Below are 15,539 nucleotides of genomic sequence, written 5' to 3' on the forward strand. Positions count from 1 at the left end.
ACGCCGGATAGATTTAAGCAAGCCAACCACACCACCCGTTAATCAGTATTGCAAAAATGGGGGTGACCATAGATTTTTTTGCCTGACGATTTGGGCAGAAGCTTTGCCAGGTCAACCAATTGGGTCTCGGCCTTTTCGAGCGCGGTGGCTGCGCAGCTTTGCCAGACCTTTTCCAGCGGACGCAGGTCGGATTCGATCAGCGCCTTCTGGCACCATTGATAATGGTCATGCCAGGAGCCCAGCGCCGATTGCAGTGCTTTTACAGAACTCGCAGCCTTGCGCGAGAGAGGCGAAAGCTCTGGAAAAGTTTCCGTGAGGTAGCGCGTCCGCTTGACCAGGATTCTCAACGCGTGCCGATCAAAGCCAGCGTCATCCACGGCAGCATGCAGCCGGTCAATCTGCTTGTTCAGTGCTTGCTCGATTTGAAGCTGGACGTGCTTTAAACCGCCTTTGACTTCCACTGAGCGAAAGATGGAAGGCCATTCATCCAATTGGATGAACAGGTTCTTGAGAATCGGACTTTTTAGAATCTTGGAGTAGCTCGACTCCAAGTGCGCTTTTCTGTGCTGCGCCTGGACAGGAAAGCCTTTGTCCTCCAGCTCCTGAATCATCACCTCCAGATCGCGAGCTGGCGTGGTCAGCCTTCCCACTTCAGCCGCCGCATTGTTCAGCGCAGCCACCTCGCGCATGGCGCGCATCGGTCGGAGCAAACTCCTGATACGCCTCACGGCAATCCTGAGGTCGTGCAACGCTTCGCTATCAGTCCGTGCCTGCAAGCGAGCACGGGAGTGATACAGGGCAACCTCAAGCGCCAATATCTGAGCAACGAACTTGTCGACGAATGACATGCGGTCATCTCATTGAAGCAGGGTAAACACGAGATTAGCAGAAGCGTGGATCACCAAATATTGACTCCGCTTAAGAATTACTACACACCATCGGCGACCGCTCGGAAGATAGTACCTGCAAGAGCACTGACGAAGGACGCTCATGCGACTTGCTGCTTCACGCCATGATGATGAAACTCCCGGATTAGATGTGCTGGATTCACCGCTCAAATGGCATGACAAGGAATGTTCGCTCATTTTGGCTACATGATCATCTACATCCCGGACGTTGTAGCCTCACTCCAGCTTTTTTCATCAGCGTTCGGATTCAGCGTTCGGTTCCTCCATGAATCCGCAACCTACGGCGAGCTCGAGACAGGAGAAATAGCACTGGCCTTCGCCGCCAATGAACTGGCGGCGGCGAACTTCAACACCGGCCATATCCCAGCGCATTCTTCCCCTAAACCGCCTGGCATCGAAGTCGGCCTTGTGACCTCGGACGTTCCGGCGGCTCATGCCAGAGCCTTGAAAGTGGGCACCACCGAAATCTCCACCCCAAGCACCAAACCCTGGGGGCAAACCGTATCCTGCATTCGATGCCCTACGGGAAGCTGGTAGAACTCTGCATACCGCTACAGCTGTAATCCGCCATGCTAGGAATCGGTGACTCGATATCGTCGCTATAAAAATGCTGGAGTGTCAGCACGCGACCAATGTGCGAGACAGATAGAGGATGTAAGCCGCGACGATCTCAGCTCCAAGCTTATCCAGATCCGCCCTGCTGGGATGGCTGAGGCCAGGAAACCCTTCAAATAACTGCGCATTACTCCCTGCGATGCCAACAAGAACGCTCGTCCACTACAATGTGTGCTCACTGCAGACTACAATTTGGTTTAAGTTTTAAGTCGGCGGGCGTTCGCTCCGCCCCCTGATCAATTTCACGATCTGCTGAATCAAGTGGATTTTTGGCGTTACCTCACTCAAGGATGGTAGACATGCATTCAACGCAAGACGTAGTTCGCGCGCAAATGCGAGAGGCGGAGCCGGTGTTGAAGCGGCTCGACGTGGAGCTGGAGGCGATCAGCTTTGATCCATCTATCCCTTCAAGCGTTGACGCAGCTACCAAGCGGGTCGCTGCAGTCATAGATACGCTTCTGGTGGGTTTTAAAGCCAATCCGATACTCGGCCCATTGGCCGACCAACTGAAATCTCAATACCTCGACGCGATTCAACACCAGGTCGCTTCAGCTCAAGGAGGGTAAATGGCAGGACCGCAGCGTTATTGAAAGGCCAGCTTGGCGTTAGAAAATTGCCATTAATCTGATATTGCCCGCCTGCCTTATTTCTGTCACACACCCCCCGTAGCTTTCCCTCGCCAACATGCTAGAGGGTGATGTTATGAACGCAGAGTGCCGGAAGAAAATTCGACGTTTAACTGCGAACACAGGCTCACGAAAGAGAATGATCGGCGCGCTCTGGAGAAGCCAAATGCAAGAGGTGCAAACCGTGGAGTACAAAATCGCGCTTTTGCAACGATATCCTGCAGGGCTGATAAATGATGCTGAACTCGAAGCATTACTAAAAAGCTGGCCCCTTCTTGCCAACCTCCATCGAAAGCCTGCCTCGACCTATCATCCAAACGAAACCGGTAAAAACCCCACCCAGAGCCAGTTGTTTTTGTAGGGGTAAGAACGCCCAAAAATAAAAGGGGTTGCGAGATAAAATCTCGTAACCCATTGAATCATATGGTCGGATAGGAGTAGTTCGAAGACTCGCCCCCCTACCCCCCCAGCAAGCGCTCAACGACCTACACCAGCTCATTGTCCTACTGCTGCATCCGACTTACTTTGAGAACGCCACTGTCTTAGGCTGCCCCCTGATCGGCAGTGCCCCCTAAGAGGCGTAAGATGAAAGCCAGGATTGCAATCGAAATAAAAAAAGGCACTACCCGCTGGGTCATGCCAAACACTCCGAGGAGTGACAGCCAACCAACAAGACATGCCCTGACTACACCAGGCGACCAACCTGCACAACATGCCTTAAGCCAAATGGCCTACGCGATTGAGTCATGAATGAGCTTGGGTTCAGTATATGTGGAACATCTCCTGAATCTTCTCCTGGTCGCTGCTTACGGCCAGAGCGAGCATCAGGAGGATTCTGGCTTTTTGAGGATTCAAGCTGTCGCCGAGCAAGCCCGGATAGGCTGCATCTTTCGGAATGAAGCCTGCGCCAGTGCGCGTGGAGCGAACAACCACGACACCTTGTTCGATTGCCGTCTTGATAGCTGGCAAGATGAAGCGCGATTCGCTTCCCGCCCCTACGCCGGCGATGATAATACCCTTCGCGTGGTTCGCCACGGCAGCGTCGAACATGTAGCCGTTATCGTTCTGGTAACCGTAAATGATGTCGACTTTCGGTAACGTGGTCAGCTTCGAGACATCGAATGGTGTCTCGACAGTATGCTTTTTGACTACGCGCGTTTCAAAAATGGGTTGTTGGTTGACGAGGGTTCCGAGATAACCGCCACCCACTGGTTTGAAGGTATCGACGGAGTTGGCATCACTCTTGGTCGTATAACGGGCAGAGCCGATCCGATCATTCATCACGATCATCACGCCCCGCCCGCGCGCCTCTGGCGCAGCTGCAACAGCGACCGCTTGAAGAATGTTGCTAGGGCCGTCGGCACCAATGGCAGTAGCCGGGCGCATCGAGCCGGTTACTACGACTGGCTTATCGCTTTTGACGACCAGGTTCAGGAAGTAAGCGGTCTCCTCAAGCGTGTCGGTACCATGGGTAACCACCACACCAGACACATCCTTACTCTCAAGTACCTCGTTCACCCGTTTGGCGAGCGTCAGCAAGACTTCGTTGTCGACATTGTCGCTACCAATATTAACGACCTGCTCACCCGTGACCGTAGCAACTTTGTCCAACGACGGGACGGATTTGAGCAGCGCTCCGGCAGTCAGCACGCCAGGCTTGTAGCCCGTAGTCTGGGTCTCCTGATCCGCCGTACCAGCGATGGTGCCGCCAGTGGCCAGTACCGCGACATGGGGAAGAACTTTTGGTGTTTGAGGCTGAGCATTAACACTCGAAATCGACAAAAAGGTTAAGATTCCTGCGAACAAGTTTACTTTCAAAATTTTCATTTTTCACCCTCGAAAAAATTGATGACACACACTCATTAATTAGAGAAACCCGTTAAGGGGCAATGCATGTTTTGGTTAAGCGAAATTTCTGTATCCGCGCACCAATCATGCGCCAGTTGATCGGATGCTTAATTATCAATAGGCGTTTTTCCAATAACGCTTTGGAGGGGCGAACAGACTTCCCGTTATCCAACGGATGCTATACGTAATGCGAAAACTTGCGACGGTTTCATCGACTTGAGTGCATCAAGAAATTGCGGTAGAAAGCTCAAGCGGCCATGTTAATCCGGCCGCCTGATTTATTGAGTCAGTTTACGAAGACCGGGTATGACGCCTTATCAATAGCCGCCATTGCCTCCGCCCGAGACAGGATCTTGGACTCTTCCAGAATCGTCAGCAGTGAACGGCCTTCCGCCACCGACTGACGAGCGAGCTTACTAACTTGCGCATAGCCGAGCGTCGGCACCAAGGCAGTGGCAACAGCCATCGACTCAGTCAGGTGCTGCTCGTTGCGCGCTACGTCGGCAGTGATCCCGGCCACGCACTTCTCACGGAAGCGCCGAATGCCGTTGGTCAGCAACGTGATGCTGTCAAATACCCGGGAGGCAACCACTGGCTCGAAATGGTTGATTTCCAGTTCGCCGTACTGCACGGCTTGGGCTACGGCAACATCGTTTCCGATCACAGCGAAACTCACCTGAATCATCGACATCGGCAACACCGGGTTGACTTTACCCGGCATGATCGACGAGCCGGCCTGGGCTTCTGGCAGCTTCAGTTCGCCAATACCGCCCACTGGGCCTGAGGACAATACCGTCAGATCGGAGGCGACTTTCCCCAAGGAAGCGGAGCATGTGCGCAGTTCTGCGGAAATCCGGGAAAAGACGTCCATATTTTGCATCGCATCAAAGGGGTTTGACGGCGCCTGGTACGCGACCCCGGTGATAGCCTCCAAGTGTGTGAAAGCAAACGCCCTGTAGGCCGGCGGCGCACCAAAGCCGGTGCCGATGGCCGTGCCACCGAGCGGGAGCGTGCGCAGCTTGTCACGTACGTTGGACAGCTCAGCCGCTAGGCGATGGGTGAGTGAAGCGTACCCGGAGAACAACTGCCCCAGTCGCATAGGCTGGGCATCTTGCAAGCAGGTGCGGCCCAGGTGCAGTACATCCATAAACTGCTCAGCCTTCTGGTCGAACTGTTTGGCGAGCCTCTCGACCTCGCTGATAAGAGGCCCGAACATTGCGTAGGTAGCAATCTTCATCGCCGCGGGATAAACATCATTAGTCGACTGAGAGATATTGACGTGGTCGTTCGGATGGATGATTTCGTAGGAGCCAGCCGCATGTCCCATGATCTGCTGGGCACGATTGGCAATGACTTCATTGAAATTCATGTTGGTGGACGTACCACCCGAACCTTCCATCAGATCGACAATCAGGGAGTCATCGCATTGGCCGTCGATGACATCCTTGCATGCCTGCACGATGGCATTGCATTGCTCACTAACCAGTACACCGCTATCCAGGTTCGCAAGTGCTGCTGCCCACTTACACTGGGCGAACGCGTTACGAAACTCGGCGTAGTGAGCGACAGTCAGCGGTGAAACGGTAAGGTTATCAAAACCACGCACCGAATTCACGCCGTAGAGTTTGTCAGCAGCGATCTGAACGTCACCAACATAGTCACGTTCGAGTCTGTATTCCTTGCGCTCAAAAGTATTCAAGAGTACTGCCCTCATCAGAATTTATTAACGTCTCAACCCCGCTGCCCATGGACTGCATGCGTGGCAAAAATGAGTTGAGAACCACCTCACGCGCTGTTTCGCAGGCATCCGCGAAAAAAGTGCTGTATTCATCTCTTCGGGCCACCAGATAGAGTGACCTTTCGAGCCCGAGCTCAGGGGTCAGGTGTACGTTCACCTTGTCTACCCAGGCCGACGCCTGGAGAAAGCACATCGGGCTCGTAACGGCCCAGCCGATACCTTCCGCAACCATTGAGGTCAAGGCGTCGGCGTTGTCCAACTCCAGCCGATTGGGTACTCGTACACCCAAGCTACGAAGATGGCGCTCGATCTGCAATCCCACCTGGGAACCACGATTGAAGCGAACCACGGGCAGGACATTGGCCATCGCCCGGATGTCTTCAATGCTCGTTATGTTCTTGTGCAAATCCTTTGGGGTAATGACAAAGTATTTTTCCGAGAACAGTCGATAGCGAATCACGTCATTGGTATCCATGAGTGGATCGCTGGTCACGATCAGATCCAGGTCACGGCGCAACAGAGCCTCCCCTTGCTGTGGGCTCAAGCCTGTACGAATCGATAACTGAGAGACTTTCCCCAAAAGTCGCTTGGTGAAGACCGAGCCGCAGGTCGCGGCAAACGAATCGACAAGGCCGATTCGCAGGTCGGGCTTCACTCCCCCCCCGGCATCCACCACTTGAGCCTTGAGATGGGAAATTTCCTCACTCAAGACCGAGCCGCGATTGCGCAGCGCAATCCCGTAGGTGGTCAAGGCCAAAGGGCGAGTTGATCGATCCACGAGGATCACTCCAAGCTCTTCCTCTAGCTGCCGGATCATCTGCGAAACACCAGACTGGGAGATCCCCATGCGCGCAGCCGCTCCAGACATGCTGCCTTCTTCGGCAACTGCGATGAATACCTGAACCGCATACATGTCGATGAGTTTGTTCGCTGTCATTGGGTCTGTACTCGCTCTATCAGGTCGGAAAAACTTTATTGCGACCGTCACTTCCCCTCGCGGACCGCGGCCGGCGTAGCGAAGTCTGCAGCTAGACCTGCGTCGAAGCCGTGCCCGTCAGGCGTTACGCCGGAGAGATCTTCCTTACTGGTTTCCGGCGCAAACAGGTGGCAGAACACGCCGCCGAATATCAACACGCCGACGCAGATACCCAAGGCCGTTTGGATGCCGAGGTTTTGTACTGCAATAGGCAGCATAAAAGTTGCAAACGCAGAGCCGAAACGGCTGGAAGCGACCGCAAGACCGATACCGGAGGCACGCAGATGGGTTGGGAACAGTTCAGGGGGATATACGAACTCCAGGTTCACCGCGGCAGCGAGCACGCAGGCAAAGAGGCCAAACGCCAAAATGGTTCCCAAGGGGCCGAAACCGGCATAGGCGAGCACACCAAGACTCAAAGCACTCAGGAAGAAGGTGCCGACGAGAAATGCGCGACGCGAGATCCGATCAATACACAACAACCCGAGGACTGCGCCTAGCATGAGAAGCACGTTGTAGACCAACCCCCCTACGAATTTGTCTCCGACGTTCAGTGCTTCCAAGACTCTTGGAGAAAAGGTTCCCAAGGCGAAGAAGGGAATGACCTGACACGTGTAGAAGACACACCCAACCAAGGTGTTCTTACGCCAGCGCTTGCTGAACAGCTCCGCCCAATTACCGCCTTTTCTCTTCGGCGAACTCACAGGCTCCGGGAGGCTGACATTTGGCCCAAACTTACTGCGCACGATGTCCATGGCTTCCTGGGTACGTCCACGAGCCATCAACCAGATCGGCGACTCAGGCACGCCCATGCGCAATGGCAGGATAAGTAGTGCGGGAATACCGCTCAAAGCCAGCATGATGCGCCAGGCATCCGGGCCTATATCGCGAACAGCGAAGCCAACCAGATAGGCGGCGACATAGCCGCCTGCCCAAGCCACCGCGAGTATGCTCAGCAACCGCCCACGATAGCGACGCGGGGCGAACTCCGTGACCAGCGACTTGCTAACGACATAATCGAAACCCAGCACAAGGCCCAGTAGCAAGCGCAGCACCAGCAATTGCTCTGGTGAGGTGACGAAAAACTGGGAGGCGGAAATGATGGCGAACAAAAGCATGTCCCAGGCGAAGATTGTCCTACGCCCATACTTGTCCGCCAGGGGGCCTGCTATCAGGCTACCCAGGAAAAGACCGGCGAGCGACGCAGCGCCCAGCAGTCCCATCCACAATGCAGTGAGTTGCAGTGGGCCTACCGCCATGCTGACAGCGATGCCAATAATTCCAAGTACGAAGCCATCACTGAATTGGCCACCAGTACCACTGAACACCGTCCTGATATGGAAGCGGGTCAGCGGTAGGTCTTCGAACGATACTTGCTTGCTCATTCGTGTCTCCGCTTACTTTTTATAATTGTTGGATCCGGCGCGGGCGCCGGGCACGAAATGAGTCTATTGCTTCATCATTAGTATTTCAGCATTCGCAATCGCAGTATCATAACAATTAATACTAACGTGCATTTTTTCTTATTCTCCAGCCTATTACCTTCATCGCTCGGAAGCCCTCTCTCTTGTAGGTCTACTGGCTATCCATAGATTAGTGTGATGGAAAATTACCTGTTTGCCGGTTCTGATGTCGGCGGAGAACGGGCGACTGCAATTTACAGCCTGGTGGATTCGGCCAAGCTCAATGGGTGACCAGAAGCAGCCACGCCGCTGGAGCCCAGAGCAAAAGCTGGCCATGGTTGGCGAGAGTCTTGAGCCAGGGCAAAGCGTTTGGATGGCGGCTCGGCGTAGCGTAACGGCATCAATGCCAACCAGCTGTTCCTGTAGCGCAAGCTGTATCAGGACGGCGGCGTGTCGGCGGTCAATGCCGGTGAAGCGGAGATGCCTGCGTCTGAACTGAGCGTTGCACTAAAGCAGAGCCATGAACTGCAACGGATGCTGGGCAAAAAACGATGGCAGAAATCCTCAAGGAGGCCATGTAGATCGCCCGGTCGCGAAAATGGATTGCGCACTCATCCTTGTTGCGATGGGGCGACCAGAGAAAGCTGGTCAGTGAATGTCCCGGTGTGGCGCGCTCGCAATTAACCGTTCGAATCAAGCAATCAGCATCGCTCAAGCATCGGCGAAGCAAGCCGGTTTGAATGGATGCGCTCGACCAAACGCGCTTGCAACGTTTCGAGTTCAGCAGGATCGGCCCTATCCTTCGCATGCACACCAAGCCCCTCGCCATCCCAGCGAGGAATGATGTGTATGTGTATGTGGTAGACCGTTTGCCCAGCCGCAGCACCATTGAACTGCACAATCTGCACGCCGTCCGGCTTGAGCTCGTCCAGGACGACGCGCGTAAGTTGCTGCACAGCAGACATCATCGTTCCAAGGACTGCAGGCTCGACATCAAGAATATTTCGAGCCTGGCACTCTTTTGGAATAACAAGGATGTGACCAAGAGATTGAGGAAAAACATCCAGAAAGGCCAACACATCGGCATCTTCGTAAACCTTGTAGGAAGGCGCTTCGCCGCGAAGGATAAGCGCAAAGATGTTCTGCGAATCGTAGTGGCCGTAGAGGCTCATGATCATTCCTTGTAAGTGGCTTTAGAGATACAGCAACGCGACTTCGACCGGTAAGCAGGTTTAGCACAGCAAAGACGCAGAGTCATGCAAATCTGGGCAAGTAACTGGCGTCGCTTCGAGAGGATTATTCGCGCTCACGGAAGTAGCCGCGTCTGGACACAGATCGTCCCTCTTCTGTCGTTTCATCAGCTATAGGCCCTCATCCCCCACAGATCCGTACGTGCGAAACTACCGCATACCGCTCCTGCTCGGGCATATGACCCAAAGCGATCGTTGGAGTAAGGATGTGTGTATTGGGATTAAGGCGCCGCATGGGCATCGAGGACGCGTGCCGAATAGGTCACAGCCGCACCCGCATTGGGCGCGATCGCAACTGCAATACAACCATCGCAACGAGTGCGTGACTGCACGGTTCGAGGCAGCCGCTTTTGGCACTCGCTCCGTCCAACGTCTGCAGACCGCGGATAGTGTCAGGCGAAAGTATGCCCTGACCCGCAATATGGATATCGAACTAGTTCCGTCGTCTTTCGGTGAGGCCAGTGGTTCGCTGGCGTTGGCCTATTTCGCCGTGTACCGGCCGGAATGTGATGGGCAGGCTAAAGTACAGGCGCTTCAAGACTGGTTATTGGCGAAAGCTTCAGTCTAGTCGCTCGAATAACAGGTTCGAGTGAAGATGGAACGCGAGTCGACCCACTGCGCGATTCGTGCATTCCACCCAGACCGATTTGGGCCACTATCCGGTCTCGTTTGCCCCAGCCTCTTTATAATAGGCACTAATAAATCAAACCCCACAGCGCCAGAAGTGGAGCATCCGTTGATCTCATTGCATGAGTGATCGGTGTTCGTTGACCGCTTCGAGGCGGTGGATCTTCTGGCCCATCGAGTAGACCTGGGATAGCAGATACATGGCCTGTTCGGCAGGAGCATGCAGTTGTTACGGTGTCATCTGGTCGAGGTTGGGCACGGAAGTCATGCCGCTGATTGTGCCAGAGCAGGCAATCAGCGGCGATAAACCGATGGGCTAATGGCAAGTGCTACAGCACCGAGATCGAGCCGCTCGCGCCGACCCGCTGCCAAGGCAGCCCCAGTACCAAGGCCTGAAGTTGCTCGTTATCGAATACGACTTCCGATCGGCGATGGATGCCGGGCCAGTGGAATTTGCCTTGATTCAGTCGTCGCGCTGCAAGCCAGATACCTACACCGTCGTGCACAAGAATCTTCATCCGGTTGGCACGGCGATTTGCGAAGAGATAAGCACCGCTCGGCTTCGCCGCACCGAACATCTCAATTACTCTGCCCAACGCCGTCTCGGTACCTGCGTGCATGTCCACAGGCTCGGTGGCGAGCCCGATGGCGTCAATGCGGACGGCCAGGCAAGCTGAAGGACAAAGCGTGCGCATCCTTCAGGATCGGACGTTAGTTATTTCACCGTGATTGATCATTCGCCAACGAGCATTTCTCGGCACTATCTTCCAGATTAGCTACGTTGTACGCAATCGCCCCGCCGCAACCTGATCGACCTCCGTTGATAGACGACCGACCTAAAGTACATACCACTTTGGTCGATATGCTGTAGGTAGGCATGGGCGCTTTCCCCTTCCAAAACACGCAACGCTCACCACCAGTATTTCCGCCGTTCCAACACTTATGAATACCTGCGGGAGAAGTCATGAATATCAAACAGAAACTGATATGGGCGTTCGCGGCCATCGCCTGCCTCCCGGTCATCCTAGTGGCGGTGCTCGTCGTGTTGAACCTGCGAGATGCTGCACAAGCCAACTTCTTGGATAGCAGCGGCCGTGAAATTCGCCAGATCGACAATGGCACGAAGCAATTCTTCGACGGCATCAGTCAGAACGTCGAATTCTTCGCCAAGGACCCGCGAGTCATCACGGCGAAAGGTTTGAAAAGTTACGCCAGCGCTAACGCCGCACAAACGCCGTTCCCTGAGATCAATCAACAGCTTCTGGAGATCTTCGACAGATTCGCCAAGAGCCATCCGACCACCGCCTATATTTCCGTGGGAATGAATGACGGCGGCTACGCCAGTTGGCCTGACGATCCGAAAATGGCCAACTATGATCCGCGTGTGCGTCCATGGTACAAGGCCGCCATGGCCGCACCGGGCACCACCGTCCGCACAGATGCCTACTACTGGGCGCCGGACGATGTATCCCTGATCGGCACCGTACACACCGTCACCGACACCAGTGGGAAACTGGTAGGCGTCGTTGGACTGGACGTGTCGCTCAAGCAAATGACCGAACTTCTCAAAAATATCAAGCTGGGCGATAGCGGCTACCTGATGCTGGTCGAAGCCAACGGCAATGTCCTGGTTGATCCCGCCGATGCCAAGCACAACTTCAAGCCCCTGGCCGACCTTGGCCCCAACTATGCCGAATTGGCCAAAAGCAGCGATGGCGTGACCCAGATCGAGATCGACGGTGTGCCCTACATGGCCAACGTGGTCACTTCCAAGGGGCTCGGCTGGCGCTTCATCGGCCTGATCAAACGCGACGAAGTGATGGCCGAGGCCACAAGTTTGACCTGGTTGATCGCCGCTATTGCTGCCGCGCTGGCTGTGGTCTTCGCCATCGTGGGCGCCAGTTTCGCCAGCATGATTGTGCGGCCGATTCGTGGCGTTGCAAATGGCCTGCAGGAAATCGCCGAAGGTGAAGGCGACCTCACCCGTCAACTCACTGTGCAGGGCAAAGACGAAACGGCCATCCTGGCAAGCTGGTTCAACCAGTTCCTGGACATGATCGCTCAACTTGTGCAACGCATCGGCAACGCGTCTTCCGACCTTCAAAATTCGGCAGCCGACACCAGCGAAGTCGCCCAGAACATGAACGAAGCTGCGGGGCGGCAGCGTCAGGCGGTGGAGTTGGTGAGCACCGCGTTCAACGAAATGGTCGCTACCGCCAACGAAGTGGTCCGCTCTTGCAGTCAGGCCGTCTCCAGCGCGGACGCGGGCTATCGCGATGTGCACGACGGGCAGCATCACATCGGCGAAGCTACGGGCAGCGTGCTGAAACTGAGCGAAGACCTGCAACAGTCGACCCAGACCATGCAAACGCTGGAACAGGATAGCAAGAACATCAACACTATCCTGGACACCATTCGTTCGATTGCCGAACAGACCAACCTGTTGGCCCTCAACGCCGCAATCGAAGCTGCGCGCGCCGGAGATCAGGGTCGCGGGTTTGCAGTGGTTGCCGATGAGGTACGAGCCCTGGCACGGCGTACGGCCGACTCCACCGGCGAAATCGACAGCCTGCTCGGCAACCTCGCGCGGCGCACCCAGGAAGTGACCCAACAGATGCAAAGCAGCCTGCAGGTGTCGCAGACCAGCGTTGAGCGCATCCAGCGGGCTCGTGACAGCTTCGACAAAATCCGCACCTCGGTGGACTCGATTCGCGACCAGAACACTCAGATCGCCAAGGCCGCAGAGGAACAGCATCAGGTGGCCGAAGACATCAACCGGCACATCGCGCAGATCCATGCCGATGCGCAGCTGGTCGAGGAATTTGCTCACTCGGCACAGACCGGTTCGGGGCGTTTGACGGATATTTCCGGACAGCTCAAGGGCTTGGTTGGACGCTTCAAGTTCTAGTTTGTATTGGGGCGAGCCAGGGATGATCCTTTCGCCCTAATCGCATACATGCCACCGGCAATCACCATGCACGCCCCCCACTGCTGTCCAAGTTGAAGATGTCATGATGAGCAAACCAGCCGTACCAGTCCAAATGCTCGGCGACCTGCGATCGACCGAAGGGGCTGAGGTTCAATAGCGCTTTCGCGAGTGCCATGGATGGATTGCGGTTCTGGATGCTGCTCCAAATAAAGGGGCCTGCACCCGGATAGGTGACGTCACACACCAAAGGCTGGCTATGAAAGCCGTCGTGAGTTTTAAGTACCAGAATTTGACACCAGCCGCTGAAGCGCTCTGCGTGACGTAGGCGGCTATCAGCCGGCTGATGACCACATGCTTGGAGACAGAGTTACTGCGCATTCGCCCAGCGGCTTAGGCGATGCTATTGAATGACAACTGCACCACATCATAGAAGTTGGAGCCTGCATTGGTCATGCTTGACCGCACGTCCTGCCCGATCGAAGAGATCTGTCCCGAGATGGACTTCCAAATCGCGTTTTCGCATGGTGGGCAGATGAGGCGGCTCCAGGCCCAGCCGGTCCGACTCCGCGAAAGCCAGCGGTGTAGGACCTGTAAAAACTGGATATGTTCCGGCAGAGATGTCTGCTTGGGCAATGCCACCCACCAACACTCGACCTTCTACTCTCCGTGATCGGCCTTCTTTAAAACGGATGTTATTGTTCATTTTATCTCTCCGGCAAAAGCTTAAGAACCAATTTTCATATGACGCCGCAAGGCAATGCTGTGGCGCAATGAATCTTTTTCCAAAAACTCTATACCTACAACATCTTCAATTCGCGCCCCAGCCTTAACCTTCTCAATAAGCTGTAAAATCACTTTTTTCATGAACCAGTGGGATGTGCGATCCAACTTCGCCGACACTGACTTCAGCCTGCCGCGCGTTTACCAATCCAACTTGATACCCAGCGTTGTAACCGACATATCTCGCCCTCTAAATGACGCCCGATTTCGTTTGCCGCTCTTATAACGAGGCACTAATACATCAATCCCCACAGCGCGAGAAGTGGAGCATCCATCGATTTCATTGCATGGATACGTGATGGAGGGTTGAATGCAACGCCCTCTGCTCCGGGACTCCACCACCCCACACCTTCTCCATACCATTGGCCTGGAGAAAGGACGAGATGGAACTCAGCCGGAGAATGATGGCGAAAGGGATAGCAGGCATCAGGCGACATGAGTGTTAATTCTAACGTCAAGCTGGAACATTCAAATACCCCTCCCCGGCCTGTGATAAGCCCATGGCGATGCCTCTTCACGAACGAATCGTTCTGGCCAGACTGGGCCGGACGATTTACCCAGGCGACATGAGGCAAAAGAGTACTTAACGCATCCAGTACCGCTCCCAAGTGTTCGTTGGTTCTTGGCGCGACGTTAAATGCCTGTGACAAATAGGGCTCTAGGGATTCTGGTAGCGTCAGTGGAGTTTCAGACGGATTTTTAATGCTCCATTGGGCAGCCGCCCGCCTCTAATAAAAACCTGATCCAACGATAAATTTTCAGCGCTGTTTATCATCGCTTTCGAACCATTTCTGAGCCAGGCTCCGAAGCAGATTACATACTGCTCAATGCATCCAGCAGCTCCACGGAGATACTGATCCCATCCTTTTCCGAATCCGCCATTGCGTGTTGACGCGCCCACCCTGGCCGATGGACGCCCACTTGTGTCAATCGGGCCAACTGACTCGCAAGTCGGCGCTCAAATCCTGATGAAAAAAAATCCGGAGCAAGGGCCAGAATCAGCAGGCCACACCCAGGTGTCTGAGCTCCTTGATGAAACGCCGGCGAATCCAGCGACCAGTTAGCACCCGTGAGGCCTGCGGCCAGAACCTCAACCATGAGCATCAGATTAGCCCCCCGGTGACCACCAAAAGGAAGCAGCGCACCGCCTAACGCTTCCAAAGCGTTACGTGTTCCGTTCCCATGCTGATCCACCGCCCACCCATCCGGTAGTTCGCTCCCCGTCGACGCGGCGCGGGCGATGTTTACGAATGCCGCGGCGCTGCACGCCTGGTCAAACATGAGAGGTATGCCATCCGCTGAAGGCGCTGCAAACGAGAGCGGGTTAGTGGAATAGGTCTTGCCCTTGGCTCCTGGAACGACAACGAGCGCGGGGCCATTTGCGACCGCCAACACAATCAACCCGGCCTTGGCAAAGCGGAGTGTGTAATCACCGAGTTCACCGCTTGTAAAGCTATTGCACTGGCTGAACGTGGCCATACCATTTTCATAGGCGGCATGGCATAACGAGTCGAAACACCGATCTACGCCAAGCTGCGCTATTCCGCCTCTCGCATCAGATTTGAAGACAATCGCACCAGAGGATGAGATTCGTGGCTCGGCACGCTGATCTATTCGCCCGGATGAAAATCCGGACAAGTAATCAGCAAGATGACGAAAACCCACTGCTTCGTTATCGCGGGCTTGCGCAGCCACTGTGGCGTGGGCTAATGAGTCGGCAACCGCCGGCGAACAACCCTTTGATTCACAGAGTCGCTTCACCCAGCTGACAGCTTCATCGATTGTAAAGCTACGATAGGCTGTAGTTTTCAAGGTTATCGCCTGAACGTTATTCGATGC

13 protein-coding genes and 5 pseudogenes are annotated in these 15,539 nt (G+C 54.9%); 6 read left to right on the forward strand and 12 right to left on the reverse strand.

The window, feature by feature from the left end; genetic code table 11:
* Positions 1–38: 38 nt before the first annotated feature.
* On the reverse strand, positions 39–848 hold the full coding sequence (locus N4Q37_RS05660; protein ID WP_260955922.1) for a CHAD domain-containing protein: 810 nt from the start codon (positions 846–848) through the stop codon (positions 39–41).
* A gap of 225 nt (positions 849–1,073) precedes the next feature.
* Between N4Q37_RS05660 and N4Q37_RS05665 the strand changes: the two are divergent.
* The 3 genes and pseudogenes from N4Q37_RS05665 (at position 1,074) to N4Q37_RS05675 (ending at position 2,510) form a co-directional block, all read left to right on the forward strand.
* Positions 1,074–1,471 (forward strand): annotated as a pseudogene (locus tag N4Q37_RS05665) (VOC family protein).
* Positions 1,472–1,822: 351 nt separating this feature from the next.
* A complete protein-coding gene (locus N4Q37_RS05670; protein WP_260955923.1) occupies positions 1,823–2,089 on the forward strand; it encodes a hypothetical protein in 267 nt (88 codons plus the stop codon).
* A gap of 226 nt (positions 2,090–2,315) precedes the next feature.
* A complete protein-coding gene (locus tag N4Q37_RS05675; protein WP_260955924.1) occupies positions 2,316–2,510 on the forward strand; it encodes a hypothetical protein in 195 nt (64 codons plus the stop codon).
* 401 nt (positions 2,511–2,911) lie between these two features.
* Here the strand turns inward: N4Q37_RS05675 and N4Q37_RS05680 are convergent, their stop codons facing one another.
* The 4 genes from N4Q37_RS05680 to N4Q37_RS05695 form a co-directional block, all read right to left on the reverse strand.
* Complete coding sequence (locus N4Q37_RS05680; protein WP_260955925.1) at positions 2,912–3,976, reverse strand: type II asparaginase; 1,065 nt, start codon at positions 3,974–3,976, stop codon at positions 2,912–2,914.
* 307 nt (positions 3,977–4,283) lie between these two features.
* Complete coding sequence (locus N4Q37_RS05685) at positions 4,284–5,696, reverse strand: aspartate ammonia-lyase (protein WP_260955926.1); 1,413 nt, start codon at positions 5,694–5,696, stop codon at positions 4,284–4,286.
* Positions 5,683–6,672 carry a LysR family transcriptional regulator gene (locus N4Q37_RS05690; RefSeq protein ID WP_260955927.1) on the reverse strand — a complete coding sequence of 330 codons (990 nt, stop codon included), beginning with the start codon at positions 6,670–6,672 and terminating at the stop codon, positions 5,683–5,685. The genes N4Q37_RS05685 and N4Q37_RS05690 overlap by 14 nt, the downstream gene beginning before the upstream one ends.
* A 47-nt stretch (positions 6,673–6,719) precedes the next feature.
* A complete protein-coding gene (locus N4Q37_RS05695; protein ID WP_260955928.1) occupies positions 6,720–8,096 on the reverse strand; it encodes an MFS transporter in 1,377 nt (458 codons plus the stop codon).
* Between the two features lie 301 nt (positions 8,097–8,397).
* Between N4Q37_RS05695 and N4Q37_RS28050 the strand changes: the two are divergent.
* Positions 8,398–8,788 (forward strand): annotated as a pseudogene (locus N4Q37_RS28050) (transposase); the annotation flags it as partial.
* A 27-nt stretch (positions 8,789–8,815) separates the two neighbouring features.
* On the opposite strand, the gene N4Q37_RS05700 reads toward N4Q37_RS28050, so the two are convergent.
* From N4Q37_RS05700 to tnpB, 3 genes and pseudogenes are all read right to left on the reverse strand, one after another.
* Entirely contained in the window at positions 8,816–9,286 is a 471-nt protein-coding gene (locus tag N4Q37_RS05700) for an HIT family protein (protein WP_260955929.1), read from the reverse strand.
* Between the two features lie 299 nt (positions 9,287–9,585).
* Positions 9,586–9,791: pseudogene (locus N4Q37_RS05705) on the reverse strand (hypothetical protein).
* A gap of 529 nt (positions 9,792–10,320) precedes the next feature.
* Complete coding sequence (gene tnpB, locus N4Q37_RS05710; protein ID WP_260955930.1) at positions 10,321–10,686, reverse strand: IS66 family insertion sequence element accessory protein TnpB; 366 nt, start codon at positions 10,684–10,686, stop codon at positions 10,321–10,323.
* Positions 10,687–10,955: 269 nt separating this feature from the next.
* Here tnpB and N4Q37_RS27755 point away from each other — a divergent pair.
* Positions 10,956–12,038: pseudogene (locus N4Q37_RS27755) on the forward strand (HAMP domain-containing protein); the annotation flags it as partial.
* A 324-nt stretch (positions 12,039–12,362) separates the two neighbouring features.
* A pseudogene (locus N4Q37_RS27760) lies at positions 12,363–12,899 on the forward strand (methyl-accepting chemotaxis protein); the annotation flags it as partial.
* A gap of 445 nt (positions 12,900–13,344) precedes the next feature.
* Here the strand turns inward: N4Q37_RS27760 and N4Q37_RS05720 are convergent.
* The 4 genes from N4Q37_RS05720 to N4Q37_RS05735 all read right to left on the reverse strand — a co-directional run bounded on the left by N4Q37_RS05720 (position 13,345) and on the right by N4Q37_RS05735 (position 15,512).
* Positions 13,345–13,623: a hypothetical protein gene (locus N4Q37_RS05720; RefSeq protein ID WP_260955932.1), complete on the reverse strand. Its 279-nt coding sequence runs from the start codon at positions 13,621–13,623 to the stop codon at positions 13,345–13,347.
* A gap of 20 nt (positions 13,624–13,643) precedes the next feature.
* Entirely contained in the window at positions 13,644–13,820 is a 177-nt protein-coding gene (locus N4Q37_RS05725) for a hypothetical protein (protein ID WP_260955933.1), read from the reverse strand.
* Between the two features lie 113 nt (positions 13,821–13,933).
* Positions 13,934–14,350, reverse strand: a complete 417-nt coding sequence (locus N4Q37_RS05730; protein WP_313958313.1) for a dimethylsulfonioproprionate lyase family protein — start codon at positions 14,348–14,350, stop codon at positions 13,934–13,936.
* Between the two features lie 163 nt (positions 14,351–14,513).
* Positions 14,514–15,512, reverse strand: a complete 999-nt coding sequence (locus N4Q37_RS05735) for an Ldh family oxidoreductase (RefSeq protein ID WP_260955934.1) — start codon at positions 15,510–15,512, stop codon at positions 14,514–14,516.
* Between the last annotated feature and the right edge of the window lie 27 nt (positions 15,513–15,539).

The sequence above is a fragment of the Pseudomonas citri genome (assembly GCF_025336485.1).
GTDB lineage: Bacteria > Pseudomonadota > Gammaproteobacteria > Pseudomonadales > Pseudomonadaceae > Aquipseudomonas > Aquipseudomonas citri.

Bases quoted from the DNA above. Each gene is read 5' to 3' on its own strand.
- N4Q37_RS05660 (WP_260955922.1), bottom strand. From the start codon at position 848: ATGTCATTCGTCGACAAGTTCGTTGCTCAGATATTGGCGCTTGAGGTT.
- N4Q37_RS05670 (WP_260955923.1), top strand. From the start codon at position 1,823: ATGCATTCAACGCAAGACGTAGTTCGCGCGCAAATGCGAGAGGCGGAG.
- N4Q37_RS05675 (WP_260955924.1), top strand. From the start codon at position 2,316: ATGCAAGAGGTGCAAACCGTGGAGTACAAAATCGCGCTTTTGCAACGA.
- N4Q37_RS05680 (WP_260955925.1), bottom strand. From the start codon at position 3,976: ATGAAAATTTTGAAAGTAAACTTGTTCGCAGGAATCTTAACCTTTTTG.
- N4Q37_RS05690 (WP_260955927.1), bottom strand. From the start codon at position 6,672: ATGACAGCGAACAAACTCATCGACATGTATGCGGTTCAGGTATTCATC.
- N4Q37_RS05695 (WP_260955928.1), bottom strand. From the start codon at position 8,096: ATGAGCAAGCAAGTATCGTTCGAAGACCTACCGCTGACCCGCTTCCAT.
- N4Q37_RS05700 (WP_260955929.1), bottom strand. From the start codon at position 9,286: ATGAGCCTCTACGGCCACTACGATTCGCAGAACATCTTTGCGCTTATC.
- tnpB (WP_260955930.1), bottom strand. From the start codon at position 10,686: ATGCGCACGCTTTGTCCTTCAGCTTGCCTGGCCGTCCGCATTGACGCC.
- N4Q37_RS05720 (WP_260955932.1), bottom strand. From the start codon at position 13,623: ATGAACAATAACATCCGTTTTAAAGAAGGCCGATCACGGAGAGTAGAA.